The sequence below is a fragment of the Polynucleobacter sp. AP-Ainpum-60-G11 genome, from assembly GCF_018688375.1.
GTDB lineage: Bacteria > Pseudomonadota > Gammaproteobacteria > Burkholderiales > Burkholderiaceae > Polynucleobacter.
In genome coordinates, this window is record NZ_CP061318.1 from 577,665 (window position 1) to 602,793 (window position 25,129).

Sequence of the window (25,129 nt, forward strand, 5' to 3'; positions counted from 1 at the left end):
ATTTCGGAGAAATTCCTTTTGAGCACTTCAAGTACTTTTAATACCAATTTCAAGCAATATCTGACCTCTGCCAAGGTGAAGGGTGCAGATATTCCTGCGGGCCTACAAGAGTTGTTATTGGCGGTTGCTGATACCTGCTCAACTTTGAGTCATGAAGTTGCTCAAGGCGCCTTGATTGGCTTATTAGGTTCTGCTGGTACCGGCAATGTCCAGGGCGAAGTCCAACAAAAGCTGGATGTGATTGCCAATGACTTATTAATTGAGGGTGTACAGGGCTGCAAATCTTTAGCTGGTCTAGCCTCCGAAGAGATGGAGTTGCCGCTTCCAGTACAGGGCGCTGGTGACTACTTATTACTGTTCGATCCATTGGATGGCTCTTCAAACATTGATGTGAATGTATCCATCGGCACGATTTTTTCTGTGCTGAAAAAACAAGATCCTGCGGCGCCATTGCAGACAGAAGATTTCTTATTGTCAGGTCGCCATCAGGTGGCTGCGGGTTACGTTGTCTATGGTCCGCAAACGACCATGGCTTTGACGCTTGGCGATGGTGTAGTGATGTTCACCTTAAATAAGGTGACTGGCGACTTTGTCTTAATTAAGCATGCGGTAGAGATTGCTCACTCAACTAAAGAGTTCGCTATCAATATGTCGAACATGCGCCATTGGGCTGAGCCTGTGCGTCGCTACGTCGATGAGTGCTTAGCTGGCGTGAGTGGAGAGCGTGATAAAGATTTCAATATGCGTTGGATTGCATCGATGGTTGCTGATGTGCACCGCGTCTTGTCGCGTGGCGGCATCTTTATGTATCCCTGGGATCAACGTGAGCCCCATAAGCCAGGCAAGCTTCGCCTAATGTATGAAGCAAATCCCATGAGCTTTTTAGTAGAGCAGGCTGGTGGTGCATCGACTAATGGTAATCAACTGATCATGGATATGGTGCCTACAGAACTACATGAGCGCGTGTCAGTCATGTTAGGTTCTAAGGAAGAGATCGAGCGTTTGCAACATTACCATTCTCAGGTCTAACGCATTTACTGAAATCAGAGTTAGCAGGATTAAAAAAGCCCAATCAGTGATTGGGCTTTTTTGTTTCAGGAGGAGCGCCTGAAAAATACATCAAATGACTAAGGCTGAACCTTTTCTTTAAGGTAGGCCAAAGACTCCTCTACCTGGTCAATCAGAATCAAGCAGATATCTCCAGCAGATAAATCATTGAGAGCGGTATCAATAGCAAGGAATTCACCGGTGATTTCTTTAACTTGTTTAGCCCTCTTGGTGCCCACTAAACCCTCTTGTAGAAGTTTGAGGACCTCTCCATCCTCACGACCACGCTGACACTGGTCTTGATAGAGGATGACATTGTCAAAGGTGTTACCCAGAATACGGGTCAGATCACGAATATCGTCATCACGACGATCGCCTGCACCACTAATGACTACGTGACTTTTCTTGGGTTTCATGGCCTCAATAGCACTTGCTAATGCACGCATAGCGTCTGGGTTGTGACCATAGTCAGCAATCACAGTGGCGCCCTTGTGTTGGAATTGATTAAAGCGTCCAGGCACTGCATTGGCTGAGCTCTCAAATGAATGGAGTCCACGCGCAATCTTTTCAGCATCCAAGCCTAAAGCCCAGCCAGCCCCAATCGAAGCCATGGCGTTTTCAATTTGGAATCCTAAAACACCATTTTGAGTCAATGGAATTTCACTTACGGGGAAGCGGAAAAGTACTCGCGCACCCTTAGAGCAAACAATATAAGTGCCATCAAAGTAGATAACTTTTTTATTCTTAGCGCGATGGGCTGCAATGACAGGGTGGTGTTGATTCTGTGCAAAGAAAATTACACGACCAGTGCAAACATCGCCCATCTTCACGACGATTGGATCGGCAGCATTGAGAACTGCGGCGCCGGTTGGTGCAACGTTCATCACAATGACGCGTTTCAAGATGGCCAAGTCTTCAACGCTGGTAATGTAGTTGAGCCCCAAGTGATCGCCTTCGCCAATATTGGTCACAACAGCAACTTCGCAACGATCGAAGCCGAGACCTTCACGCAACATTCCGCCGCGAGCTGTTTCTAATACGGCAGCATCGACATCGGGATGCATGAGGACATTACGCGCACTCTTAGGGCCGCTGCAATCACCAGAATCAATTAGTCGATGGTTGATATACACGCCATCAGTAGTCGTCATGCCAACGCGTAAACCAGTCTCATTTAATAAATGAGAAATCAGGCGAACAGTCGTAGTTTTACCGTTAGTCCCTGTTACAGCCACTACAGGAATGCGGCCATCTTCACCTAATGGATACATCATGTTGACAATATCTTCACCAACAGGGCGGCTCTTGCCATAAGAAGGCTTCAAATGCATCCGTAGGCCAGGGGCAGCATTGACTTCAACAATGCCGCCACCTTGAGTCTCCAAAGGTTTGTAAATTGCTTCACACAGGATGTCGACACCAGCGATATCTAAACCAATCATTTGTGCAGCTGCGATTGCGCTAGCAGCCACATCAGGGTGAACATCATCTGTCACATCGGTTGCGGTGCCACCAGTGCTCAGGTTGGCATTATTGCGGAGCAAAACCCGCTCACCAGTCTTGGGCACATATTGTGGGCTTAAGCCATTGCTTGCTAAATGGGCAAGAGCAATGTCATCAAACCGAATTTTGGTTAATGCGGTTGCATGGCCATCGCCACGCAAGGGATTTTTGTTTTCTAGTTCAACCAGTTCGGCGACGCTATGCTTGCCATCGCCAACGACTTGAGCAGGTTCACGACGTGCAGCGGCGGATAAGCGATTGCCAACTACTAGCAGGCGATAGTCAGCTCCGGGTAGGTAACGCTCAACAATGGTTTCACGTCCAAAGGCTTGGGTAACTACAAAGCCAGCGCGAACCTCTGCTTCCGTTTGAATATTGGCAACAACACCTTTACCTTGATTGCCATCTTTAGGCTTCAGAACAATCGGGCCACCAATCTTTTGAGCGGCGCGCCACGCATCATCTGCCGTTGTCACGACTTCGCCAATGGGAACTGATACGCCTGCAGCAGCTAACAAGTTCTTAGTAAGCTCTTTATCTTGTGCAATCGCTTCTGCAATCGCACTGGTGTCACTGGACTCAGCAGCTTGAATACGTTTTTGTTTACTTCCCCAACCAAACTGAACCATGCTGCCTTCAGTCATGCGGCGATAGGGAATATTTCTTTGTACGGCAGCATCCACTATGGATCCAGTGCTTGGCCCTAGGCGAACATCTTCATATAACGCTTCTAATTCTGAGAGGGCGGCTGCCAAATCAAATGGCACGTCACTCAGTGTTGCTTGAGTCAGTCCAAAGGCAAAGTCAAAAGCCATGCGCCCAACAACTTCTTCGGTGTATTCCACTACGACTTGATAAACACCAACATCAACAGTTTGTACGGTGCGACTAAAAGTCACTGGACAACCTGCTTGTGATTGAAGACCTAATGCAGCATGTTCAAGAGCGTGTGCGAGGGAGAGGATTTCATTATGTCCACCACGACGCATGCTGCCCAATTGGGGAAAGCGTTCGCGAATCTTGATTTCAAACTGAGGAATGGAATCGATGGAGCGTTCTGTTTCATCGCAAGAAACAATGGCTTCTAAGGCGGTATGGCGGCTCCATAAATTTGGGCCACGCAACATGCGAATACGGGTGATTTCCAATTAAGCCCCTACTGGAATGCTGGCGTCTGAAACAAAGGTTTCGGCACCAGCTTCAATTACGTTGAATGGAATGTCTAAGGCCCATGCTGCAGCAATCGCGGCACCAAGATTCATGGCCTTCCAAGGCTCACTAGCACTAGGCTCGGAATTACGTGGGACCGGAATACTCTTTTGATCATGCTTGGCAGACTTTAGGGTAATTTGTTGATTACCAATCATTACTACACGACCACCTTTCTTGAGGTGTTCTTGAGCAATCAAAGATGCAGAGTCTTGGGTAAAGAAGATGACTTCACCATCACATAACTCTTCCATGCTGGCAACCATGGGGTCATCAGCATTTAGAACAGCAACTCCCGTTGGTAATACGACATCCACTTGAGTTCTGACGATACTAAAGACTTGGTCTTCATCGTAAATAGCATATTCAGGAAAGTTGGCCTTAGGGTCCACATTCAAAACAACGCCCACTTGGCAGCGATCGTAAGCTAGGCCTTCTATCAACATTGATAGATTATTGTTTTCAATGACGGCTGCTTCAACTGCGCGATTTAATAAAGTGCGACGGGCATTTTCCCAGTTAGCAGCATTACTCTTTTGAATTGATCGATGACCAAAAAATAAACCCTTGCTGCAAGACAAGCCTACATACAAATTGGTGAGTCGTAAGAAGTGGGCAATCATTTCGGCAACAGGAGTTTTGCCGCGTGCACCGCAAACCCCAACTACTGGAATGCGGAAATCAGTTCCTGGCGGGAAAAGATGATTTGCAATTTCTTTACCGACTGGTTGAGGTTTGCCGCTAGCAGGTTTGAGGTGCATCAATAAACCAGGACCAGCATTGACTTCCACAATGGCAGCATTCTGCTCGTCTAGTGGCCTGCTAATGTCTTGCGCCACTAAATCAACACCAGCAATTTCTAGTCCAACTACGCGGGCTGCTAACGCAACTTGGCTAGCCACTTCCGGGTGAACTAAGTCGGTGACATCAAACGCAACGTTACCGTTGCTTTGAATCAGTACTTTTTGATCGATAGCTGGAACGCTGCTACCAGTTAATTTTTGACGTGCCAGCTCGAGCTCTACCGCTGAATCAATGCGTACTGGGTTGAGAGGGCACTCTTCCGTAGTACCACGACGCGGGTCAGAATTAATCTGAATTTGAATGAGTTCAAGTACGGTATGTTTGCCATCACCAGTAACCCAAACAGTTTCGCCTTTCGCAGCAGCAACTACTTTATTGCCCACTACTAGCAGGCGATGCTCATCACCAATGACGTGGCGCTCCACCAGTACTTCACTACCTTCATCAATTGCAACCGCATAGGCTGCTTCAATTTCTTGTTGGGTATACAGATTGATAAAGACACCACGACCATGGTTGCCATCAATTGGTTTGACTACTACTGGCAGCCCAATATCTTGCGCCGCTTCCCATGCATCATCTGCGCTGGTGACGGTGCGGCCTTCAGGTGTAGGAACTCCAGCGCTAGAGAGAAGACTCTTAGTGAGATCTTTGTCACGAGAGATCGTTTCTGCGATGGCGCTGGTTTGATCGGTTTCAGCAGTCCAGATACGACGCTGCTTGGCACCATAACCGAGTTGAACCAAATTACCTTCAGATAGGCGAATAGAAGGGATGCCGCGTTCCTCAGCCGCATTCACGATGCAGGCAGTGCTCGGTCCAAGCAATAGATCATCACCAAGCTCGCGCAGTTCTTCAAGGATCTTGCTTACAAGCGCAACAGGATCTTGGGTATCTTGCGCTAAGGCAAGATAAAGATCGCGAGCATATTTGAGGGCAGTGAGAGTAACTTCTTCATTAATTGCGCTCACCATCACCTTGTAAACACCGCGACGATCGCCGTCACGTGCTTTACCAAAGCCGCCAGGGATGCCCGCTAAATTCTGTAATTCGAGGGTAAGGTGTTCAAGGATGTGAGCAGGCCAAGTGCCTTCCTCGACTCTTTTCAGAAACCCACCTGCTTCGCCATAGCTGCAGCGGTGTTCTTGAAGGCTAGGGAGTGCTTTGACTAGGCGGTCATAAAACCCAGGGATGAGGTTAGAGGGAAATTCCTCTAATTCGCCAATATCGAGCCAAACCTCAATCACGGGATGGTAAGTCCACATATTAGGGCCGCGGAGATGCTTGACGCTCAAGATCTCAATGGTTTTATCTAGTAATTGGGGCATATGTGGAATGTGGGTCTCAGCGCCGCATCAAAAGGTGAGGGCGGGAATGTCTCAGACTATCTCTCTGGTTCTAGTAATTATTCAAAATCCACAAAATTAGCAAAAATACACAAAAAAGCCTACTTCAATAATTTAACGGTTTTCTGCCCCGTAAAGTTGACACAGTTACTAAATCTAAAAAATCTAGCTCCACTATACTTTTAGGACTAATGAAGCCAGAAATCTCCCTATCCGCTCCCCCCTCGCCAAGTCATTGGGCTAGCGCTTTAGAGGCCCCTCAATCTCCCGTAAAAGACCTGAACTCCATACTGGCATGGGTTGAGCCCGATTTAGATCGTGACATGCGCTTTGAAAAAAGCCTGCTGTGCTTGATCCCAACGGGTCTATTTTGGACTGATGGCAAGCATTCAGAATTTTGGCCCTTGAGCCCTGGGGCGCATCTTTTACATGGAGATCATGCTGGGGTAGGCCATCTCAAACTGGAGTCTGAGAGTAGTCTGCTGCGACTTTGGTACTTCACTTTGGCTGTTAACCCCCAAGTATTACGCCTGCAGAGTAGTTTTCGGCAGCTGATGAAGGGTGATCAAGTCAGTAATAAGTCTGAAGCTTCTGAGTACGACAAGCAGGTTTGCCCAGTATGTTTGAGCCCAAAACCTGCCAACTCGGATGCTTGCCCGACTTGCGATCCAGATGAAGATGTTCCGCCATCTACCTGGACTTTGTTTAAGTTATGGCGCTTTGCACGCCCTTATAAAAAGGAGCTATTACTTGGCTTTGTCCTGACATTGTTGTCCACGGGTGCCACGCTCATTCCGCCGTACCTGACGATGCCTTTAATGGATCACGTGTTGATTCCATATGAAAAAGGTAATCCGATTGATTTTGCTTTAGCCACTAAATACCTATTGGCTTTATTTGCTGCGGCAATCGTAGCCTGGGGTTTGGGCTGGTGGAAAACCTACCTCCTTGCCTTGGTGAGTGAGCGTATCGGTGCAGATTTGCGTAATACAACTTTTGAACACTTGCTTAAACTGTCCTTAGAGTATTTCGGTGGCAAAAGAACGGGTGATTTGATTGCGCGTATCGGCGCTGAGACTGACCGTATTTGTGTATTCCTATCGCTCTACGCTTTGGACTTCGCTACCGACGTCATCATGATCACAATGACGGCAGCAATTTTGGTGTCGATTGATCCTTTGCTGGCATTAGTCACACTAGCGCCATTGCCATTTATCGTTTGGATGATTCATGTAGTGCGAGACAAACTCCGTTTTGGGTTTGAAAAGATTGATCGCGTTTGGTCTGAAGTAACCAATATCTTGGCCGATACGATTCCGGGTATTCGGGTAGTGAAAGCCTTTGCTCAAGAAGACCGCGAGCTAAAACGTTTTGTCGATTCCAATAAACACAATTTACAAATCAATGATCGCGTCAATCGTGTGTGGGGATTGTTCTCACCAACAGTCACACTCTTAACGGAGACTGGTCTTTTAGTGGTGTGGGGCTTTGGTATTTGGCAGGTCGCACATCAAAAGGTCACCGTTGGTGTATTGATTGCATTCCTTGCTTACATAGGACGCTTCTACATTCGATTAGATTCCATGAGTCGCATCGTTTCGCATACGCAAAAAGCCGCTGCTGGAGCGAAACGCATCTTTGATATTTTGGATCATGTCTCAAGCGTTCCTGAGCCAATCAATCCAGCGCCTTTGAGGGAAGTCAAGGGCGGCATCTCCTTGCGGGGCGTGGGTTTCCGCTATGGTAACCGCGCCGTATCTAAAGGGATTGATCTGGACATCGCCCCTGGAGAAATGATCGGCTTAGTCGGTCATAGTGGTTCTGGTAAGAGCACTTTGGTGAACTTGATTTGCCGCTTCTATGATGTGAGTGCGGGTTCTATTGCATTAGACGGGCGCGACATTCGTAGCATCGGCATTGCTGACTACCGTAAGTGCATCGGTTTGGTTTTGCAAGAGCCGTTTTTATTCTTTGGCACGATTGCAGAAAACATTGCTTACGGTAAACCGGACGCCACTCGTGAAGAAATTATTGAAGCAGCGCGCGCCGCGCATGCCCATGAATTTATTCTGCGCTTGCCGCTTGGTTATGACTCACTAGTGGGTGAGCGCGGTCAATCACTTTCGGGTGGTGAGCGTCAACGCATTTCAATTGCGCGAGCGCTTTTAATTAATCCAAGCATTCTGATTTTGGATGAAGCTACATCTTCTGTTGACACTACAACTGAAAAAGAAATCCAGCGCGCTTTAGATAACTTGGTTAAAGGCCGCACCACGATCGCGATTGCCCATCGACTCTCCACCTTGAGAAAAGCAGACCGCTTGGTAGTGCTCGATAAAGGTGAGATTGTGGAAATTGGCTCACATGATGAGTTGATGGATACGCAGGGCGCGTACTACGCCTTGTATCAGGCTCAACTACGTCATGCTGCCGAATTGGTTGAAGGTGGCGCGATTGGTGAAAGTATTGAAGAGGGTGAACGCGAGCGTGATGAAGAGCGTCTGCAAGTGACCGCTAAAGAAACTGGGGGCGAGGTATGAGTCATTATCAAAAGCCACACACATTAGAGCGTGATGCTCTTGGTCGCCTGGTATTGATCGATGCTAGCGGCACTCGTCATGCAGGCGTCTATCCGGTGAGAGCCTTTCCAATTACAGCTCCAGGCAACGGCATCTCCATCATGGACCAGTCCGGTAAAGAGTTGTGTTGGTTTGATGGTATCAATGTTATTCCCGAGGGTGAGTTAGCCTTGATTGAAGAAGAGTTGGCTGCCCGTGAGTTCATGCCCGTGATTGAAAAAATCACCAAGGTATCTACTTTTGCCACTCCCAGTATTTGGGATATCGAAACCGATCGCGGACCCACCAGAATTCGCCTGAAGGGTGAGGAAGATATACGCCGAATTGCCGGCAATACGCTTCTGATTGCCGACTCCAATGGCCTCCAATTTTTGATCAAAGACTCCACTCAGCTCGATAAAGTCAGCAAGAAGCTATTAGATCGATTCCGTTAAGAATTTACTTGTTAAATCAATACTAGGGTTACTACTAATAAGCTAGTGTTACCCCTAACTAACCATTTGGTAAATATTGATGGTAATCAAGTATTCATGCTCCGAATTGGATAAAAATCCATGCATAACAAAGAGAAGCCAAAGTAATATTGGTATTCAATAATTTTTGGAGGAGCGTTCATGAAGATGAAGTTAAAAGGGGCATTGATTTCCACCGCATTAGTCCTCGGTGCTGCCAGTGTTTCACCCGCATTTGCTGCTTGGGAACCAACCAAGCCAGTTGAGTTCATCATCCCTGCCGGTCCTGGTGGCGGTGCTGACCAAATGGCCCGCATGATCCAAGGCATCATTACCAAAAATAACTTAATGAAACAGGCAGTTATTCCTGTGAACAAGGGTGCAGGCGCTGGAGCTGAAGGCTTCTTGGCAATGAAAGAAGCCAAGGGCGATCCAAATAAGATCGTGATTACACTTTCTAACTTGTTTACAACTCCATTGGCAACAGGTGTTCCATTCAACTGGCAAGACATCACTCCAGTGGCAATGTTGGCTCTGGACCAATTCGTTTTATGGGATAACGCTGACAAGCCCTACAAGACTGCTAAGGAATATATCGACGCAGCTAAAGCAGCCGGTGCCGGTAAATTTAAAATGGGTGGTACTGGATCCAAGTCTGAAGACCAGATCATCACTGTAGCGATTGAAAAAGCAACTGGCGCTAAGTTCACCTATATCCCATTCAAAGGGGGAGGCGACGTAGCTGTGCAACTCGTTGGTAATCACATTGACTCTTCTGTGAACAACCCAATTGAAGCGGTTGCTCAATGGCGTGCAAACAAATTACGTGCATTGTGCGTATTTGATGACACACGCATGCCTTACAAAGAAAAGATCACTACAACTCAGTCTTGGAATGACGTTCCAACATGTAAAGAGGCTGGCGTGTCAACTGACTACGTGATGTTGCGCGGCATTTTCATGGCTCCTGGCGTAACTCAAGAGCAAGTTGATTACTACATCAACGTGTTCAAAAAAGTACGCGAGACAGCAGAGTGGAAGAAGTTTATGGCTGATGGTGCATTCAATCAGACATTCATGACTGGTAAAGAGTTCAGAAATTGGCTCACATTAAATGAAGCATTGCATAAGCAATTAATGGCTGAAGCTGGTTTCATAGCTAAGTAATTTTGGAGAAATGAAATAGGACCCCTAAGAAGTGGGGCCCTATTTTTTGAGCAAGCGTATCTACTAACTTTATTAAAAAATATAAAAATGTCTGAACATACAAACAATTCAAATCAAGACTCAGTCATTAGCGTTAGAGCGATGGATATCATCACATCGATCGTGTTCTTGGCCATAGGCCTGACAGTGATGATTGGTAGTCTGAAGCTGGGTGCTAGCTGGGGTGTTGATGGCCCAGAAGCTGGTTATTTCCCTTTCTATATCAGCTTGATCATCATGTTATCCAGCACGGTTACTTTGTATCAATCTGTAATCGTGAATAAGAATAAGAAAACTGAATCCTTTGTTGATAGCGAGCCAGCCAAGCAGGTGATGGCGGTTTTGTTGCCGGCGATTGTGTTTGTGCTTGGCGTGCAATTGATTGGCATTTATGTTTCTGCCGCTCTCTACATCGCGGTCTTCATGGTGTGGTTAGGTAAATATCCAATTTGGAAGGCGGTTGCCGTCTCTGTTGGAGTGAGCGCGGCTCTTTACCTCATGTTCGAATACTGGTTCCAAGTTCCATTGCCACATGGCGCATGGTTCAATCCACTCGAGTTTGTGGGCGTAAATTAAAAAAACAATAACTATTAAAAAAGATTAAAAAAGGAGTCCAAGTTGGAAGAAATTAACGCTCTATTCAGCGGCTTTGCCGTTGCAATGACACCCTTTAACTTGCTATTAATGCTTGTCGGTGTAACTCTTGGTGTGATTATTGGTGTATTGCCAGGTTTGGGTGGCGCAAACGGTATTGCGATTCTGTTGCCATTGACCTTCACAATGCCACCAACATCCGCGATCATCATGCTGTCCTGTATTTACTGGGGTGCATTGTTTGGTGGCGCGATTACATCCGTGCTATTTAATATCCCAGGTGAACCATGGTCTGTTGCGACAACCTTTGATGGTTATCCAATGGCCCGTAATGGTAAAGCTGGCGAAGCATTGACAGCAGCGTTCACATCCTCATTTGTGGGTGCGTTCTTTGCGATTGTGATGATTACCTTCTTGGCACCATTGGTGGCGAAGTTTGCACTCCAATTCGGTCCGCCGGAGTTTTTCTCGGTCTACCTCCTGACCTTCTGTAGTTTTGTGGGTATGAACAAAGGTTCGCCATTCAAGACAATTTCAGCAATGATGTTGGGCTTTGCATTGGCTACTGTTGGTATGGATACCGTGACAGGTCAGTTGCGTTTAACTTTCGGTAACCCAGAGTTGATGCGTGGTTTTGACTTCTTGATCGCGGTGATCGGCTTGTTTGGTATTGGCGAGATTCTTCTTTCAATGGAAGAGGGCTTGGCCTTCCAAGGTGCTGCAGCGAAGATTCGCGGTAAGGTTGTTTGGGAAACTTGGAAGCAGTTACCTAAGTACTGGGCAACTTCATTACGCAGCTGCTTAATTGGTTGCTGGATGGGTATCACTCCAGGTGGCGCTACTCCTGCATCTTTCATGGCTTACGGTGTTGCAAAACGCGTATCTAAAGAAGGTGACAAGTTTGGTACTGGAAAGATGGAGGGTATTGTTGCTCCAGAAACAGCGGCTCACGCTGCTGGTACAGCCGCCTTATTGCCAATGTTGTCATTAGGTATCCCAGGATCACCAACAGCTGCCGTATTGCTTGGCGGTTTGTTGATCTGGGGTCTGCAACCTGGCCCATTGCTCTTCGTTGAGAAACCAGACTTTGTTTGGGGCTTGATTGCTAGTATGTACTTGGGTAACTTGGCAGGCTTGTTTGTTGTATTAACTTGCGTTCCATTGTTCGCCTCAATCTTGAGAATTCCGTTCTCCATCATTGCTCCAGTCATCATTGTGATTTGTGCGGTTGGTGCATACACCGTCCACAACGCGATGTTTGACGTTTGGTTGATGTTGGGCTTCGGTGTATTGGGTTATGTCTTCAAGAAACTCGATTACCCAATGGCTCCAATGGTCTTGGCCTTGGTATTGGGTGACCGTGCAGAAGATTCTTTCCGCCAGTCCATGTTGTTCTCACAAGGTAGCTTAGATATTTTCTTCTCTAACTACTTGGTAGGTGCGATCACTACTCTGGCTTTGGTATTGCTGTTCTGGCCATTAATTGGCAAGTTCATCGGCAAGAAAAAAGCTGCTGCAGCGTAAGCTAAAGCGCTAAATGAGTAAAGAAAAGGGGGCGCAAGCCCCTTTTTCTATTGGAACAAAAAATCCGATAAAATCACCACATCATGAATTTCCGCAAAAACCGCCTCATTCACTGGATTGCTGCTCTAGCAATCGCAATGAGTGCGCTTGCGCCAGCGGTTTCTCAAGCGGTATCGCTAGCGAAGCATGGTCAAGGTTTTGCCATGGAGATTTGTGCTGCAGATGGTACGAAGTCGCAGGTTAATGTGCAAAGTGAAGATCAAGCAGATCTCGCAGAAGCGCAACCATGCCCGTATTGCATTGCTCACACAGCCATCACACCGGCATTCAATACCAATCTCACATTCCAGGCGCCGCAAACACTTGCTTTGCTGCCACAGCTTTTCTATCAATCACCCAAACCTCTCGCTGTTTGGGTAACACCTCCCTCAGCAGCACCTCCTACACAAGCCTAAATCTTTTTAGGGCATAGCCTTGCTATGTAGTTGGCAACCAAGTTGCCGTGATGTTGTGTGGAGAAGCAAATGTTGTTTAAGCAAAAGAAGATTAGTGCATACATGGGTATGCTATTTGGATCAATGTTGATATCAAGTGGTGCTCAGGCTCAAATTGCACCCCCTCCTGACTATGATCAGAAATTAGCCGATATGGTAGTGACGGCCACAAAATCAGGTACTACCCTCAGGGATATGACTCAGAACACCACAATTTTGACGAAAGAGGAGTTGGAGATTGCGCCAGAGCAAACGATTGATCAGGTCCTCAAGAACCAATCAAGCGTATTTTTAAATGATCAACCTTATTATGAAAAAGATCCAACTGGGCAAAGCATTAATGTTCGTGGCCTAGGAAATGCTAGAACATTAGTTCTGATTGATGGCGTGCCTGCCAATGATGCGATGTATGGGACTGTGCAATGGAATCTTGTGCCAATGTCAGCAATCCAAGATGTTGAGTTTATTCGTGGTGGCGCTTCTAGTCTTTATGGAAATATGGGTATGGGCGGCGTGATTAATATTACAACTAAGCCAATCAGTGATAACAAGGGCGAGGTATCTGGGAGTATTGGATCCTATGCAACTGGTACGGCGGCAGTATCAAAGGAATTTGCAATAAGCGATTCCTTCAAGCTTAGGGCTTCAGCCGATTACTTTAGTACTGAGGGTTACCAAAATATCGCAACAATATCCCCTTCGTCGCAATCTGCCCTAAAGACTGGAATGGGAAATGAAAGTGCGGAGAGTGCCAACTATCGTTTGCAGGGCTCTCTAAAGGTTAGTCAAGATACCGATGGTTTTTTCAATTTCGGACTTCATTCAATGTCAAACCTGCCTACAGGTGGTTATAACTTCGCTAGAAAATCTACCAACGAGACAACAATTTCCGGTGGAACCACAACAAGGTTGAATTCTAGTGAACAGGTTCAAGTTAATGCATTTTATGAAAACACAACTTTGCAACAACAAAATGTGAGCTCAAGTAATCCATACATCAATGCCACTTTCCATAATCCTTACTATCAAGTTGGCGGCTCAGCTCAATATACTAATAATTTTCAAAACTCTCTGATTGATCAGGTGATCCTAAGTGCTGATGCAAAGCAGCTCTCAGCATCGAATTATCAAAATAACTATGCCTCTCCTGGTGCTGCAAATTATCAAACTAGTAAATTGGGAGCTTTAAGCTCTCAGGTTGTGTCAGAGGGCACACAAAACTTCTTAGGAATTTTGGGCCAAGCTAAATCAAACCTAACGGCCATTCCCCTTCAAGCTACGCTATCCGCTAGAGTTGATAATTGGACTAGTCAGATTCCGGTCAACTATACCCAAGCTGTTGGAGGGGCTCAAGTAAGTACGGCTGTTCCCAATCAATCTAAAACAAAATTAAGTCCAAATTTAGGCCTCTTATATCGAGCATCTAGGGAGTTGGATTTTAGGGCTGCTGCTTATCAGGCTTTCCATGCACCAGGGCTGAATAATTCGATACGTAGTTATGGGTCCGGTTCAAGCTATGTAAGTAATAATCCATTTTTAACTCCAGAGAATATGACTGGGTATGAAATGGGATCTGACTATCGCTGGAAATCCGGATTTATTCAAGTAACAGGTTTTAATGCGAATGTCACCAATGCTATCGCCACATACACCATGACTGCCGCCCAAATTGCGAGCACTTGTGCGCCAGTATGTTCGGCTGGAGCGAAATCTTACAGCAACGATCAGTCGCTAAGAAGCACTGGATTGGAGCTTCAAGCCCACTATGACATTAGCTCTAAATGGGCAACAGATTTGGGGTATACGCTCACTAAGGCTGTATTAACTTCAACGTATGGAGCAATTAGTCAGTCATTGAACCCAACGGGGGTTCAGATAGCCGGAACACCCAGAAATATGGGTAGTGCAAGCCTTACATACTTCCCAATACCAAAGGCTAGTTTGACAGCCTCGGTTCGCTATATTGGAAATTCTTGGTATGACACTGCGCACACCTCACCAATACCGGCTTATGCTGTAGTTGGTGCAAGGGCTAACTATGAGGTAACGCCAAATGCAACTGTTTATTTGAGTGCTGTGAACTTATTAAATCGTAATTACATTACATTTGGTTCTGGCTCACAATACACTGTTGGTCAGCCTCAAACAATCACCGTTGGTGGTCGGATAACATTTTGATAGTAATAAAAAACTCGCTTCATTTCAAGCCACATGACGTAGCCAAGGTTTTAATTCTGAGTCTCCTGGTATGGGGCGGGATTGATCTGGCCGTTGCTCAAATGGACCACTCATCCCATTCCGGAGCGAGTGCGCCTGCCAAGCCTTCTTCATCATGCAAGGGGTCGGGTTTAGATTGTGCGAATTCTGCAACGCCATTTTTGGGTAAGGATGGTAAGTTGCTTCTAACCTGGACTGGTGGTGGATTTGTTTCAGTTGCTAAATCTGATGATTTGGGAAAGACCTTTACATCTCCTATAGTTATTGCGGAGCATGGAAAATCTCTAGATGCTGGAAGCGATGCTCGCCCACAAATCGTTTCTGACTCAAAAGGAAATATATTTCTGGTTTATGCATTTTTCAAAGATGGTAATTGGAACGCACAGATTAATATGGCTCGATCATCCGACGGAGGTCTCAGTTTTACGACACCCATGCCGCTGATAAAAAATGGTTCTAGTGAGCGCTTTCCTTCAATGGTGATTGGTAAAGATGACTCCATATTCTTGGCTTGGATTGATAAGCGTTTAGTTGCTGATGCAAAGAAGTCGGGTAATCCGCATCTTGGTGGATCCATCGCTTACTCATTTTCAAATGATGCTGGGAAAACATTTCAGCCTGAGAAAATAGCTAATGAACAGAGTTGTGAATGCTGTCGTATAGGTTCTAGTATTGATCCAAAGGGTGGGGTAGCCATTGTTTATCGAGCTATTTTCCCTGGTGGTATACGTGATCACGCAACGCAGTTAATTAATGAATCCTCGTCAGGAAAAATTCGCAGAGTCTCTGAAGATGAATGGAAGACTGATGCTTGCCCTCACCATGGTCCTGCAATCGCAGTTTCTAGTACTGGAAAAATGCATGTGGCTTGGTTTACTCAGGGAGCTGCTCGATCTGGAGTGTTCTATGCCAACTCTAGCAATCAGGGCGAAAGCTACTCGAATCCAATCAGAATTGGAGGCGAACATGAGAATGTTTCGCGCCCTTATCTCCTCGCTCGGGATAAGTCCATTTGGTTGGTTTGGAAGGGGTTTGATGGGGTAAAGACATCTGTATACCTTAAGAAATCACCGGATGATGGTGTTACATGGTCGCAGGCAATCTTGATTGCGCAGACAAGTGCTTATTCAGATCACCCTCTGTTAATTAGTAATGGGGGCGATGTCTTTTTATCCTGGCTAACCCGAGCCGATGGCTATCAAGTCATTAAACTAAACGGCAAATGATGAAAAAAATACTTCTTACCCTTTCTCTATTTGTTCTGACAATGCACGCTGCCTTTGCGGATGCATCCACTATTCAGGCGTATCAGAAAGGGGATTGGGGCTCTTTATTAAAGAAAAATGCCGGCCAAGCAGTGGTCGTTCATTTTTGGGGCGTCACTTGTGCACCTTGCGCAAGAGAAATGCCTCAATGGGGCACGTTTCTCTCTGAGGATAGAAGTGCGAAGGTGATATTTATTCAGGTTGATGAAGTATCTCTCGAAGCGACTAAAAAAATGTTAGCTAAGGCCGGCTTGGATAAGGCTTCCAGCTATTACTTAAATACTCCCTTCGATGATTATTTTCGCCATGAAATTGATCCGCAGTGGCGTGGTGAAACTCCAATGACTTTGTTGATTGATAAAAATGGAAAGATAATCCGGAAAATAGGTCCGATAAATTTTGTTGAGTTAAAGAAGTGGTTCGCTAAAGGTGTTTATTAATTTAAGGAGAGTAATTTGAAAAATATTGTGATTAGTTTAATTTCTTTGTCTGCGGCAGCATTTACTGCTGGAGCCTATGCGCAAAACGCTAAAGTTGGTAGCGTACAAATTGAAAATGCTTATACGCGTTCTACTGTCCCAGGCCAAATGGCTGCCGGTGGTTTTATGAAGATTGAAAATAAAGGCGCTGCTGATCAACTCATTTCTGCAAGTTCACCAGTTGCCGGTGAAGTTCAGTTGCATGAAATGGCGATGGAAGGCAATGTGATGAAAATGCGTCAAGTAAAAGATATTCCGGTGCCAGCAGGTGGCGCAGTGGAGTTAAAGCCGGGTGGTTTGCATTTAATGTTTATGAACATCAAAGCACCTTTGGCTGCTGGTGAAACTGTTCCAGTTAAATTGAAGTTTGCTAAAGCAGGCGAAGTAGAAGTAAAGATGCCTGTCAATGCGATGGGCAATCCTGGTGCCGGTCACGGTGGAGCGATGAAGCACTAAGCACTCGCTTTAGTAATTTGTAGCAAAGGTATTAAAAAAGCCCCTAGTTTTACTTAGGGGCTTTTGTTTTGCTGTATTGGATTTGTTGTCTGCATTTAATCCAGATTTAGATCCGTTACCGCACCCTTACTTGCAGTGCTCGCAAGGTGTGCATACTTAGCAAGCAATCCACGGGTATAGCGTGGTTTAGGTTGTACCCAAGCAGCGCGACGCTTAGCAATCTCTTCATCGCTCACATTGAGTTGAATAAGTAGCTTATGGGCATCGATCGTGACAGAGTCACCTTCTTCGATGAGGGCGATAGTGCCGCCTACGAAAGCCTCAGGGGCAACGTGACCAACCACCATGCCCCAGGTACCACCAGAGAAGCGTCCGTCAGTAATGAGGCCTACTGTCTCGCCTAAGCCTTGGCCAACGAGGGCAGAGGTAGGAGCCAGCATCTCACGCATACCAGGACCGCCTTTAGGGCCCTCATAACGAATCACCATGACGTCACCGTCTTTGATCTTTTGCGCCATGATGGCAGCCATTGCATCATCTTCAGAATCAAATACACGAGCAGGGCCGGTAATGGATGGGTTCTTGAGGCCGGTAATCTTAGCAACGCAACCCTCAGGGGAGATATTGCCTTTGAGGATGGCTAAGTGACCTTGCTTGTACAGCGGGTTATCTAAAGTGCGAATGACTTTTTGATCAGCGCGCGGTACAGATGGAACATCTTTCAATGTTTCTGCAATAGTCTTGCCTGTGATCGTCATGCAATCACCATGCAAGAGTCCGCCATCTAACAAGATCTTCATGACTTGCGGAATACCGCCAGCTTGGTGAAGATCCGTTGCTAAATATTGTCCAGAAGGCTTCATGTCGACGATGACTGGAACACGCTTACGAATACGTTCAAAGTCATCAATCGTCCAATCAATCTCAGCAGCACTGGTGATGGCTAGGTAATGCAGAACAGCATTAGTAGAGCCACCCACTGCCATGATTACGCTAACTGCGTTCTCAATGGATTTTTTAGTGATGATGTCGCGTGGACGTAAGTTTTTCTTAATAGCCTCAACGAGAACAATGGCTGACTCATGCGCGCTCGCAACTTTCTCAGCATCCTCATTGGCCATCGTAGAAGAGTAAGGCAGGCTCATACCTAAAGCTTCGAATGAAGAGCTCATGGTGTTAGCTGTATACATACCGCCGCAAGAGCCGCTACCTGGGCAAGCATGTTGCTCTACGCCCTTGAGATCTGATTCACTCATGCGGCCGGAGGTGAATTCACCAACGGCTTCAAATGCAGAAACAATGTTCAGATCCTTGCCTTTGAAATGGCCCGGCTTAATCGTGCCACCATAAACATAGATACTGGGTACGTTGGTGCGCGCCATCGCCATCATGCCGCCTGGCATGTTCTTATCGCAACCGCCGATAACCACAACGCCGTCTTGCCATAAACCATTGACACAAGTTTCAATACTGTCAGCAATCACTTCACGAGAGATCAGGGAGTACTTCATACCCTCGGTGCCCATGCCGATACCATCGGACACGGTAGGGGTACCAAACATTTGCGCTTTTGCACCAGCCTCTTCGAGAGCGGTAACCGCGGCATCTGCGAGTTTTTGCAAACCGCTATTGCAGGGGGTGATAGTGGAGTGGCCGTTTGCTACGCCAACCATTGGCTTAACAAAATCCTTCTCTTCGTAGCCCATCGCGTAATACATTGAGCGATTAGGTGCGCGAGCAACCCCTTCGGTGACATTGCGCGAGCGTTCATTGAGGCGTTTCATGCTGATATGGACTCCAGAAAAGAATTTGTCGAAAAGCTCTATTGTGCCGTGAGACAAGGGCGAACGCAGGGGTTTATGCAGCCTTTCCTATGTTCATGTCATGCACTGCCACAAGCAGATATTCCTATTGTATTTGGTGAGTAAGGCTCAGTATTAGCTGTAAAGCTAATATCCTTCCTAAAAAAGCTGCAGTACATTGCCTTATCTATCACTTTTTCCTTCAAATTCAATGACTAAAGTTGGCCACATCTACCTAATTGACGATGATGAATCCATGCGCACCTCTTTAAGTAGGATGCTCAGGGACGTGGGCTATATCGTGGAAGATTTCTCCTCTGCAGTGACGTTTTTAGAGGATTCAATGCCGGTAGCGCCAGCGGTGATCCTGCTCGACATGCAGATGCCAGATATGACTGGGCTAGATTTGCAGGAAAAACTGGTCCAACTGGGTCGTAAAACCCCGATTGTGTTTGTGAGCGGCCAAAGCCACCCCCATCAAATCGTGAAAAGCCTAAAGCGTGGAGCACTTGATTTTCTATTCAAACCTTTCAATTTGGAGGATTTACTAAAAGCGGTTGCCGATGCCTTAGAGTTTGATAGACGTCAGCTCAAACGCATTTCTAAAGAGGTGGAAACCAAGAAAGACTATGCAACCTTGACGCCTAGGGAGAAGGAAGTCTGCTTTTGGCTCGTGAAGGGATTGCTTAATAAGGATATTGCCGTCAAACTAGGGACAACGGATGCCACCATCAAGGTTCATAAGGCTAGAGTGATGGATAAGATGAATGTGGAATCGGTTCAAACATTAGTCGCAAAGTACCTTGAATCTGATCTTGAAAATTTCCAAAATAACTAGCCCTTGGGCTAATTTCCCTAGGCTTGTTTCCTGACTATGATTTGTTATTAATTTATTTTGTTATTTCAAACACTTAAAGTACTTTTGTGAATTCAAACTCTAAGCCACCTGAGATTGTCAAAGAAGCCTTCACAGAGGCTAGGGAAAAGCTAGGCCTCTCTACCAAGGAGCTTGGTGTAAAAGCTTGCCTGTCTACACGTCAGATTGAGCAAATCGAAAGTGGCGAGATGAGCTCCTTCTACGGAGCTCAAATTAAATTTACTGCTGCTAAAAAAGTAGCAAAGCTGCTTAACTTAAGCGATGAGGATGCGTTTGACTATGGCATCCAAACGCAAGAGACATTTACTTCAAGTCCAGATGATCTGCCTATTGCAGAAGCTAAGGTAGTGCCAGCTCCAAAGCTTGAAGATGAGAAGCTGGTCGCACCTGTCAGAGTTGAGCTAGTGGAAGAAGTTGCTCAACCAAATGAATTGGTAAAAGAAGATCAAGTGCCGGCTAAAAAAGTTGAGGGCATAGAGAGCCCATCGCTTAGCGCTGCAGTTGAATCAAAACCTAAATCACAAAAGAACCTGTTTCTTTGGCTCAGCGTAACTGCCGCAGCAGTTTTTGCTGTGATCAATTTGCGCCCAATGTTCTTTGCGGAAAAGCCAGAGGAAATCATCCTTGTAAAAGAAGAGGTTATTGAGCCAGCCCCTGCGGTGGCCCCAGTAGAGCCTGCGCCCGTTACTCCAGCAACTCCAGCGGTCGCCGCACCGGTAGTTGCTTTGCCGGCAGTCGCTGCAGCTAGCACTGAAGCCTCAGCAGCCTGTCCTGCGGAAGAGGGCATTATTAGTTACAAGCCAGATGCGCCTCGTAAGGCTGCGGACATGGTTTATGTGCAAGTTAAATCTAAGCAAGTTATTTGCGTAAGTGATGCTTCTGGAAAGTTGCAGAACAAGATGGTTGAGCCTGGTGTGGGTGCATCCTTTTATGGCAAACCACCATTCAAAGTATTGACAGGTGGCCTTGCTCAGGCGGATGTATTTTTTCAGGGTGCAAAAGTGCGCCTAACAAATCCGAATTACAAAACCATCGTGTTGGAAGCTGCTGAAGTAGTAGTTCCATCCGCAGGGACGGATTCTCAGCAGCGCTAACCCTCTTGAGGATTAGCGCATTGAATTCTGATGCTTAAACTGCTGAGTCGTTAGTTTCGCCAGTGCGAATACGAATAGCCTGTTCGATTGGGCTAACAAAAATCTTACCGTCACCAATCTTGCCTGTACGGGCGGCTTTAGTAATTGCTTCGATTGCTGAATCTACGCTGTCATCGGCAACAACTACCTCTACTTTTACTTTAGGTAAAAAGTCGACAACGTATTCGGCGCCACGATAGAGCTCGGTGTGACCTTTTTGGCGACCAAAACCTTTAACCTCAGTAACAGTGAGTCCGGTAACGCCTACTTCAGCTAAGGCTTCACGAACTTCGTCAAGTTTGAACGGCTTAATAATGGATGTGATTAGCTTCATATATTCCCCTTAATACAGTAATCATACCTAGAACTGAAATCCAATGCCCAGTTACGCCCTAAATTGGGAGGTAATAGGATAGCGCCAGTCACGCCCAAAGGCTCTAGTGGTCACACGAACGCCCGGAGGCGCTTGGCGACGCTTATATTCGTTTAGCTTAATCAGGCGTGTAACTTTTTCTACACTTTCTGGATCAAAGCCGGCGGCAATAATTTGGGCGATGGATTGGTTTTGCTCCATATAGCGCTCTACGATGCCATCTAATACTTCATAGGATGGCAGGCTATCTTGATCGGTTTGATCGGGACGTAATTCGGCGGAAGGGGCGCGCGTCAAAATCCGCTCCGGAATGATTGGGGCAATGCTGTTGCGATAAGCGCACAAGCGATAGACCAAGGTTTTAGCAATGTCCTTAATTACTGCAAAGCCACCGGCCATATCTCCATAGAGAGTGCAGTAACCCACAGCCATTTCACTCTTGTTGCCGGTTGTTAAAACTAGACGACCGGTTTTATTGGAGAGTGCCATTAAGAGAGTGCCGCGGACTCGCGCCTGAATATTCTCTTCGGTGGCATCCAGTTTGAGGCCCTTAAATTGCTCAGCTAAGGCATGTTCTAAAGCATCCACTGGTTCACTAATTGGGATCTCATCGTATTGGACGCCCAAGTTCTGAGCCATCTCTCTAGCATCTATCCAGGAGATGTCGGCGGTATAGCGTGAAGCCATCATGACGGTGCGAACTTTGTCTGCACCTAGGGCGTCTACCGCAATCGCCAGCACCAGTGCAGAATCCACTCCGCCCGAGAGACCAATAATGACTCCCGGAAAACGATTCTTCTGAACATAGTCCCGCACACCTAAAACGAGGGCTTGATAAGCCTGGGCTTCTACGCTGGATGGAGCAACTAAGGCTCCTTGTTCTAAGTCAGCGGATGCATTGACATCAACATAGCCCAGAGCAGTTTCAAACTGCGGCATAGTCATCACCACTTTGCCTGCGCTGTTTAAAGCAAAAGATCCGCCATCAAAAACCAATTCATCTTGTCCGCCTACTGCGTTGACATAGACCAAAGGCATCTTACTTAAGGCAATCTGCTTGCGTAGCACCTCAATGCGTAAAGATTCTTTTTGAAGGTGATAAGGCGATGCATTGAGTACTAGAAGTACTTGGGCGCCGGCAGCATGAGCCTGCTTAGCGGGACCTTCATGCCAAGCATCTTCACACAGAATGAGCCCGTATTTGATACCGGCATTTTCAAAGACGCAAGCCTCATGACCTGGTGTGAAATAACGCACCTCATCAAATACTTCATGATTGGGTAATTCTTGTTTGGCATAGCCCGCAATAACTTTTCCATCACGAATGACGGAAGCATAGTTTTGTAGGCCAGCGGTGGTTTTTTTGGGGTGACCAACAATGACAGTTAGTCCTGGAAATTTCTGGAGCTCCAGCACTAAACAACTGAGCTCACGATCGGCGGCCTCAATAAAAGCAGGGCGCAAGAGTAAATCTTCTGGGGGGTAGCCGGTGAGCGAGAGCTCTGGCGTAAGAACTACAGTGGCGCCTTGTGCATAAGCATCTGCGGCGGCTTGAGAGATGAGCTGCGCGTTGCCAGGCAAATCACCCAAAAGAGGGTTGATTTGCGCTAAGGCGATTTTTTGCGAGCTCACTCCCAATGACTACGAAATTACTTCTGTGACTTAGCGTAACCTTCGATGCCATCCAAAATTTCTTTATGGGCACCAGCAACACCAGTCCAACCTTTAACTTTTACCCACTTACCTTTTTCGAGATCTTTGTAGTGCTCGAAGAAGTGTTGGATTTGAGCGAGGAGTAATTCGTTTACATCTTCAGGTTTTTGCAGATGCTTGTAGATTGGCAAAATCTTGTCTTCTGGAACAGCCAACAACTTCGCGTCTTGGCCGCCTTCGTCTTCCATCTCTAACATGCCGATAGCACGGCAGCTCACTACTGAACCTGGAACTAATGCAAATGGAGTGATCACGAGAACGTCAACAGGATCGCCGTCACCAGCAACTGTCTTAGGGATATAGCCGTAGTTGCATGGGTAGTGCATTGCTGTACCCATGAAACGATCTACGAAGAGGCAACCAGTTTCTTTGTCCACTTCATACTTCACTGGATCCGCATTCATTGGGATCTCAATAATGACGTTGAATGATTCTGGGATTTTCTTCCCTGGGCTGACCTTGTCGTAACTCATAAATACTCCGGTTAGTGATTAATGTGCGTTCGATCTTAGCAAACAGGCAGAGCCATACTGCTGAAGATTGAATCTATTGCCTGCTATTAAAGCCATGAATGCTTTATGGCCTCTAGTTTAAGGCTTTCTCTAGTGATACCTATAGATAAGTGCCCTAGGTTGCTTGACTAATGGTAGCCCATTGGCCTACCATTAGTCAAAAGGAATTGTTATGAAGAAAATCATTCGAATTAGCGTGGATCCAAGTGATCCTAGTAGCTTCCCCAAAGGCTTTGTTGATAAGAAATTGCTAGATGCAACATCAGAGCGTTTGATTAAATTGCATCAACAGCACGATGATGCAGAAGCTATGTTGGATGCCGCTCAATATGCAAAAGGTGTACGAGAGAGAATTGGTTTATCTCAGCAGGAATTTTCTAAACGTATTGAGGTTTCTTTGGAGACCATTCGAAATTGGGAGCAAGGCAAGCGAAGCCCCACTGGTGCGGCTAAAGCTTTACTGAAGATTCTAGACAGAGCACCCGAGCTTGCATTACTAGCTCTCAGTGTTTGATGATTGCCTTTGAAATAAAAATGCCTAGCATCGCTAGGCATTTTTATTTGATTCTGTTGCTTAATCCGGATTAATCCAAAGTCTCCAAGTAACGCTGGGCATCTAAAGCAGCCATACAGCCAGTACCTGCACTGGTAATTGCTTGACGATAAATATGATCCTGCACATCTCCGGCTGCAAATACGCCAGGGATATTGGTGGCGGTTGCATTACCCTCTAAGCCAGAATGCGTCTTGATATAGCCATTGTTCATATCGAGCTGACCTACGAACAATTCGGTATTGGGTTTATGGCCAATTGCAATAAAGGCGCCAGTGACAGCGATATCTTCTGTGCTGCCATCTGCCTTCTTAATGCGTACACCAGTAACGCCTTTTTCATCGCCAAGTACTTCATCAAGTGTCGAATTTAGTTTGAGTTCAACTTTGCCTTCAGCAACTTTGGCCATTAGGCGGTCATTGAGGATGGGTTCTGCGCGGAATTTGTCGCGACGATGAATTACGGTCACTTTCTTCGCAATGCCTGTCAGATAGAGGGCCTCTTCAACAGCAGTGTTACCGCCACCCACTACGCAAACATCTTGATTGCGGTAGAAGAAGCCATCGCATGTCGCGCAACCCGAAACGCCGCGACCCATAAATGCTTCTTCACTAGGAAGGCCAATATATTGAGCAGAAGCACCTGTAGAAATAATGAGGGCATCACAGGTGTAAGTACCAGAATCACCAACCAGACGAATAGGCTTTTCAGTTAAAGCGGCCGTATGAATATGGTCAAAGATGATGTTGGTATTAAAGCGCTCTGCATGCTTTAAGAAGCGATCCATGAGCTCGGGACCTTGAACACCATCTGGGTCTGCTGGCCAGTTTTCCACATCAGTAGTAGTCATTAATTGACCGCCCTGTGCCAGGCCAGTAATGAGGGTCGGGCTCAAATTCGCGCGGGCCGCGTATACGGCAGCTGTGTAGCCGGCAGGGCCTGAACCTAGGATGAGGACTTTGGAGTGTTTTGGGGTATTTGTAGTCATCTC

At 46.4% G+C, this 25,129-nt stretch carries 20 protein-coding genes and 1 pseudogene; 14 read left to right on the forward strand and 7 right to left on the reverse strand.

From position 1 onward, the window contains the following. Positions 1–18: 18 nt before the first annotated feature. Complete coding sequence (locus tag FD971_RS03025) at positions 19–1,029, forward strand: class 1 fructose-bisphosphatase (RefSeq protein WP_215334639.1); 1,011 nt, start codon at positions 19–21, stop codon at positions 1,027–1,029. 98 nt (positions 1,030–1,127) lie between these two features. Here FD971_RS03025 and cphA (FD971_RS03030) read toward each other — a convergent pair whose 3' ends face one another. Both cphA (FD971_RS03030) and cphA (FD971_RS03035) read right to left on the reverse strand, forming a co-directional pair. Further along, positions 1,128–3,698 (reverse strand): cyanophycin synthetase, encoded by a 2,571-nt coding sequence (gene cphA, locus FD971_RS03030; protein ID WP_215334640.1) that lies wholly within the window; start codon positions 3,696–3,698, stop codon positions 1,128–1,130. 24 nt (positions 3,699–3,722) lie between these two features. Continuing rightward, positions 3,723–5,891: pseudogene (gene cphA / locus FD971_RS03035) on the reverse strand (cyanophycin synthetase); the annotation flags it as partial. A 209-nt stretch (positions 5,892–6,100) separates the two neighbouring features. Between cphA (FD971_RS03035) and FD971_RS03040 the strand changes: the two are divergent. The 10 genes from FD971_RS03040 to FD971_RS03085 all read left to right on the forward strand — a co-directional run bounded on the left by FD971_RS03040 (position 6,101) and on the right by FD971_RS03085 (position 17,175). Continuing rightward, on the forward strand, positions 6,101–8,449 hold the full coding sequence (locus tag FD971_RS03040; RefSeq protein ID WP_215334642.1) for an ABC transporter ATP-binding protein: 2,349 nt from the start codon (positions 6,101–6,103) through the stop codon (positions 8,447–8,449). Beyond that, positions 8,446–8,922, forward strand: coding sequence for a DUF1854 domain-containing protein (locus tag FD971_RS03045; protein ID WP_215334643.1), 477 nt, complete (start codon positions 8,446–8,448; stop codon positions 8,920–8,922). The genes FD971_RS03040 and FD971_RS03045 overlap by 4 nt, the downstream gene beginning before the upstream one ends. A gap of 186 nt (positions 8,923–9,108) precedes the next feature. Beyond that, positions 9,109–10,107: a tripartite tricarboxylate transporter substrate binding protein gene (locus tag FD971_RS03050; RefSeq protein ID WP_251368701.1), complete on the forward strand. Its 999-nt coding sequence runs from the start codon at positions 9,109–9,111 to the stop codon at positions 10,105–10,107. A gap of 87 nt (positions 10,108–10,194) precedes the next feature. Next, positions 10,195–10,722: a tripartite tricarboxylate transporter TctB family protein gene (locus tag FD971_RS03055; protein ID WP_215334645.1), complete on the forward strand. Its 528-nt coding sequence runs from the start codon at positions 10,195–10,197 to the stop codon at positions 10,720–10,722. A 42-nt stretch (positions 10,723–10,764) separates the two neighbouring features. Beyond that, complete coding sequence (locus FD971_RS03060; RefSeq protein WP_215334646.1) at positions 10,765–12,264, forward strand: tripartite tricarboxylate transporter permease; 1,500 nt, start codon at positions 10,765–10,767, stop codon at positions 12,262–12,264. A gap of 83 nt (positions 12,265–12,347) precedes the next feature. After that, positions 12,348–12,719, forward strand: coding sequence for a DUF2946 family protein (locus FD971_RS03065; protein WP_215334647.1), 372 nt, complete (start codon positions 12,348–12,350; stop codon positions 12,717–12,719). A 69-nt stretch (positions 12,720–12,788) separates the two neighbouring features. Continuing rightward, positions 12,789–14,936, forward strand: coding sequence for a TonB-dependent receptor (locus FD971_RS03070; RefSeq protein ID WP_215334648.1), 2,148 nt, complete (start codon positions 12,789–12,791; stop codon positions 14,934–14,936). Continuing rightward, entirely contained in the window at positions 14,933–16,201 is a 1,269-nt protein-coding gene (locus FD971_RS03075; RefSeq protein ID WP_215334649.1) for a sialidase family protein, read from the forward strand. The genes FD971_RS03070 and FD971_RS03075 overlap by 4 nt, the downstream gene beginning before the upstream one ends. Next, the gene (locus tag FD971_RS03080) at positions 16,198–16,680 is read left to right on the forward strand and encodes a TlpA disulfide reductase family protein (protein WP_215334650.1); all 483 of its coding nucleotides are present in this window, start codon (positions 16,198–16,200) and stop codon (positions 16,678–16,680) included. The genes FD971_RS03075 and FD971_RS03080 overlap by 4 nt, the downstream gene beginning before the upstream one ends. A gap of 15 nt (positions 16,681–16,695) precedes the next feature. Then, positions 16,696–17,175 (forward strand): copper chaperone PCu(A)C, encoded by a 480-nt coding sequence (locus tag FD971_RS03085; protein ID WP_215334651.1) that lies wholly within the window; start codon positions 16,696–16,698, stop codon positions 17,173–17,175. 95 nt (positions 17,176–17,270) lie between these two features. Here the strand turns inward: FD971_RS03085 and ilvD are convergent, their stop codons facing one another. Further along, positions 17,271–18,959, reverse strand: a complete 1,689-nt coding sequence (ilvD, locus tag FD971_RS03090) for a dihydroxy-acid dehydratase (RefSeq protein ID WP_215334652.1) — start codon at positions 18,957–18,959, stop codon at positions 17,271–17,273. A 229-nt stretch (positions 18,960–19,188) separates the two neighbouring features. Between ilvD and FD971_RS03095 the strand changes: the two genes are divergently transcribed. Both FD971_RS03095 and FD971_RS03100 read left to right on the forward strand, forming a co-directional pair. Continuing rightward, entirely contained in the window at positions 19,189–19,815 is a 627-nt protein-coding gene (locus FD971_RS03095; protein WP_215334653.1) for a response regulator transcription factor, read from the forward strand. Between the two features lie 86 nt (positions 19,816–19,901). Further along, the gene (locus tag FD971_RS03100) at positions 19,902–20,948 is read left to right on the forward strand and encodes a helix-turn-helix transcriptional regulator (protein ID WP_215334654.1); all 1,047 of its coding nucleotides are present in this window, start codon (positions 19,902–19,904) and stop codon (positions 20,946–20,948) included. 34 nt (positions 20,949–20,982) lie between these two features. On the opposite strand, the gene glnK is transcribed toward FD971_RS03100, so the two are convergent. From glnK to ppa, 3 genes are read right to left on the reverse strand one after another with little or no spacing between them, the layout of a single operon-like run. Further along, a complete protein-coding gene (gene glnK / locus FD971_RS03105; RefSeq protein WP_215334655.1) occupies positions 20,983–21,321 on the reverse strand; it encodes a P-II family nitrogen regulator in 339 nt (112 codons plus the stop codon). A 51-nt stretch (positions 21,322–21,372) separates the two neighbouring features. Beyond that, entirely contained in the window at positions 21,373–22,992 is a 1,620-nt protein-coding gene (locus FD971_RS03110; RefSeq protein WP_215334656.1) for an NAD+ synthase, read from the reverse strand. Positions 22,993–23,009: 17 nt separating this feature from the next. Then, on the reverse strand, positions 23,010–23,546 hold the full coding sequence (gene ppa / locus FD971_RS03115; protein ID WP_046329807.1) for an inorganic diphosphatase: 537 nt from the start codon (positions 23,544–23,546) through the stop codon (positions 23,010–23,012). 211 nt (positions 23,547–23,757) lie between these two features. Between ppa and FD971_RS03120 the strand changes: the two genes are divergently transcribed. Continuing rightward, positions 23,758–24,099: a DNA-binding transcriptional regulator gene (locus FD971_RS03120; protein WP_215334657.1), complete on the forward strand. Its 342-nt coding sequence runs from the start codon at positions 23,758–23,760 to the stop codon at positions 24,097–24,099. 70 nt (positions 24,100–24,169) lie between these two features. Here the strand turns inward: FD971_RS03120 and trxB are convergent, their stop codons facing one another. Then, positions 24,170–25,126 carry a thioredoxin-disulfide reductase gene (gene trxB / locus FD971_RS03125; protein WP_215334658.1) on the reverse strand — a complete coding sequence of 319 codons (957 nt, stop codon included), beginning with the start codon at positions 25,124–25,126 and terminating at the stop codon, positions 24,170–24,172. Positions 25,127–25,129: the final 3 nt, after the last annotated feature.

Bases quoted from the DNA above. Each gene is read 5' to 3' on its own strand.
- FD971_RS03055 (WP_215334645.1), top strand. From the start codon at position 10,195: ATGTCTGAACATACAAACAATTCAAATCAAGACTCAGTCATTAGCGTT.
- FD971_RS03095 (WP_215334653.1), top strand. From the start codon at position 19,189: ATGACTAAAGTTGGCCACATCTACCTAATTGACGATGATGAATCCATG.
- FD971_RS03045 (WP_215334643.1), top strand. From the start codon at position 8,446: ATGAGTCATTATCAAAAGCCACACACATTAGAGCGTGATGCTCTTGGT.
- FD971_RS03080 (WP_215334650.1), top strand. From the start codon at position 16,198: ATGATGAAAAAAATACTTCTTACCCTTTCTCTATTTGTTCTGACAATG.
- glnK (WP_215334655.1), bottom strand. From the start codon at position 21,321: ATGAAGCTAATCACATCCATTATTAAGCCGTTCAAACTTGACGAAGTT.
- FD971_RS03040 (WP_215334642.1), top strand. From the start codon at position 6,101: ATGAAGCCAGAAATCTCCCTATCCGCTCCCCCCTCGCCAAGTCATTGG.
- FD971_RS03065 (WP_215334647.1), top strand. From the start codon at position 12,348: ATGAATTTCCGCAAAAACCGCCTCATTCACTGGATTGCTGCTCTAGCA.
- FD971_RS03120 (WP_215334657.1), top strand. From the start codon at position 23,758: ATGAAGAAAATCATTCGAATTAGCGTGGATCCAAGTGATCCTAGTAGC.
- FD971_RS03070 (WP_215334648.1), top strand. From the start codon at position 12,789: ATGTTGTTTAAGCAAAAGAAGATTAGTGCATACATGGGTATGCTATTT.
- trxB (WP_215334658.1), bottom strand. From the start codon at position 25,126: ATGACTACAAATACCCCAAAACACTCCAAAGTCCTCATCCTAGGTTCA.
- ilvD (WP_215334652.1), bottom strand. From the start codon at position 18,959: ATGAAACGCCTCAATGAACGCTCGCGCAATGTCACCGAAGGGGTTGCT.
- FD971_RS03050 (WP_251368701.1), top strand. From the start codon at position 9,109: ATGAAGTTAAAAGGGGCATTGATTTCCACCGCATTAGTCCTCGGTGCT.
- ppa (WP_046329807.1), bottom strand. From the start codon at position 23,546: ATGAGTTACGACAAGGTCAGCCCAGGGAAGAAAATCCCAGAATCATTC.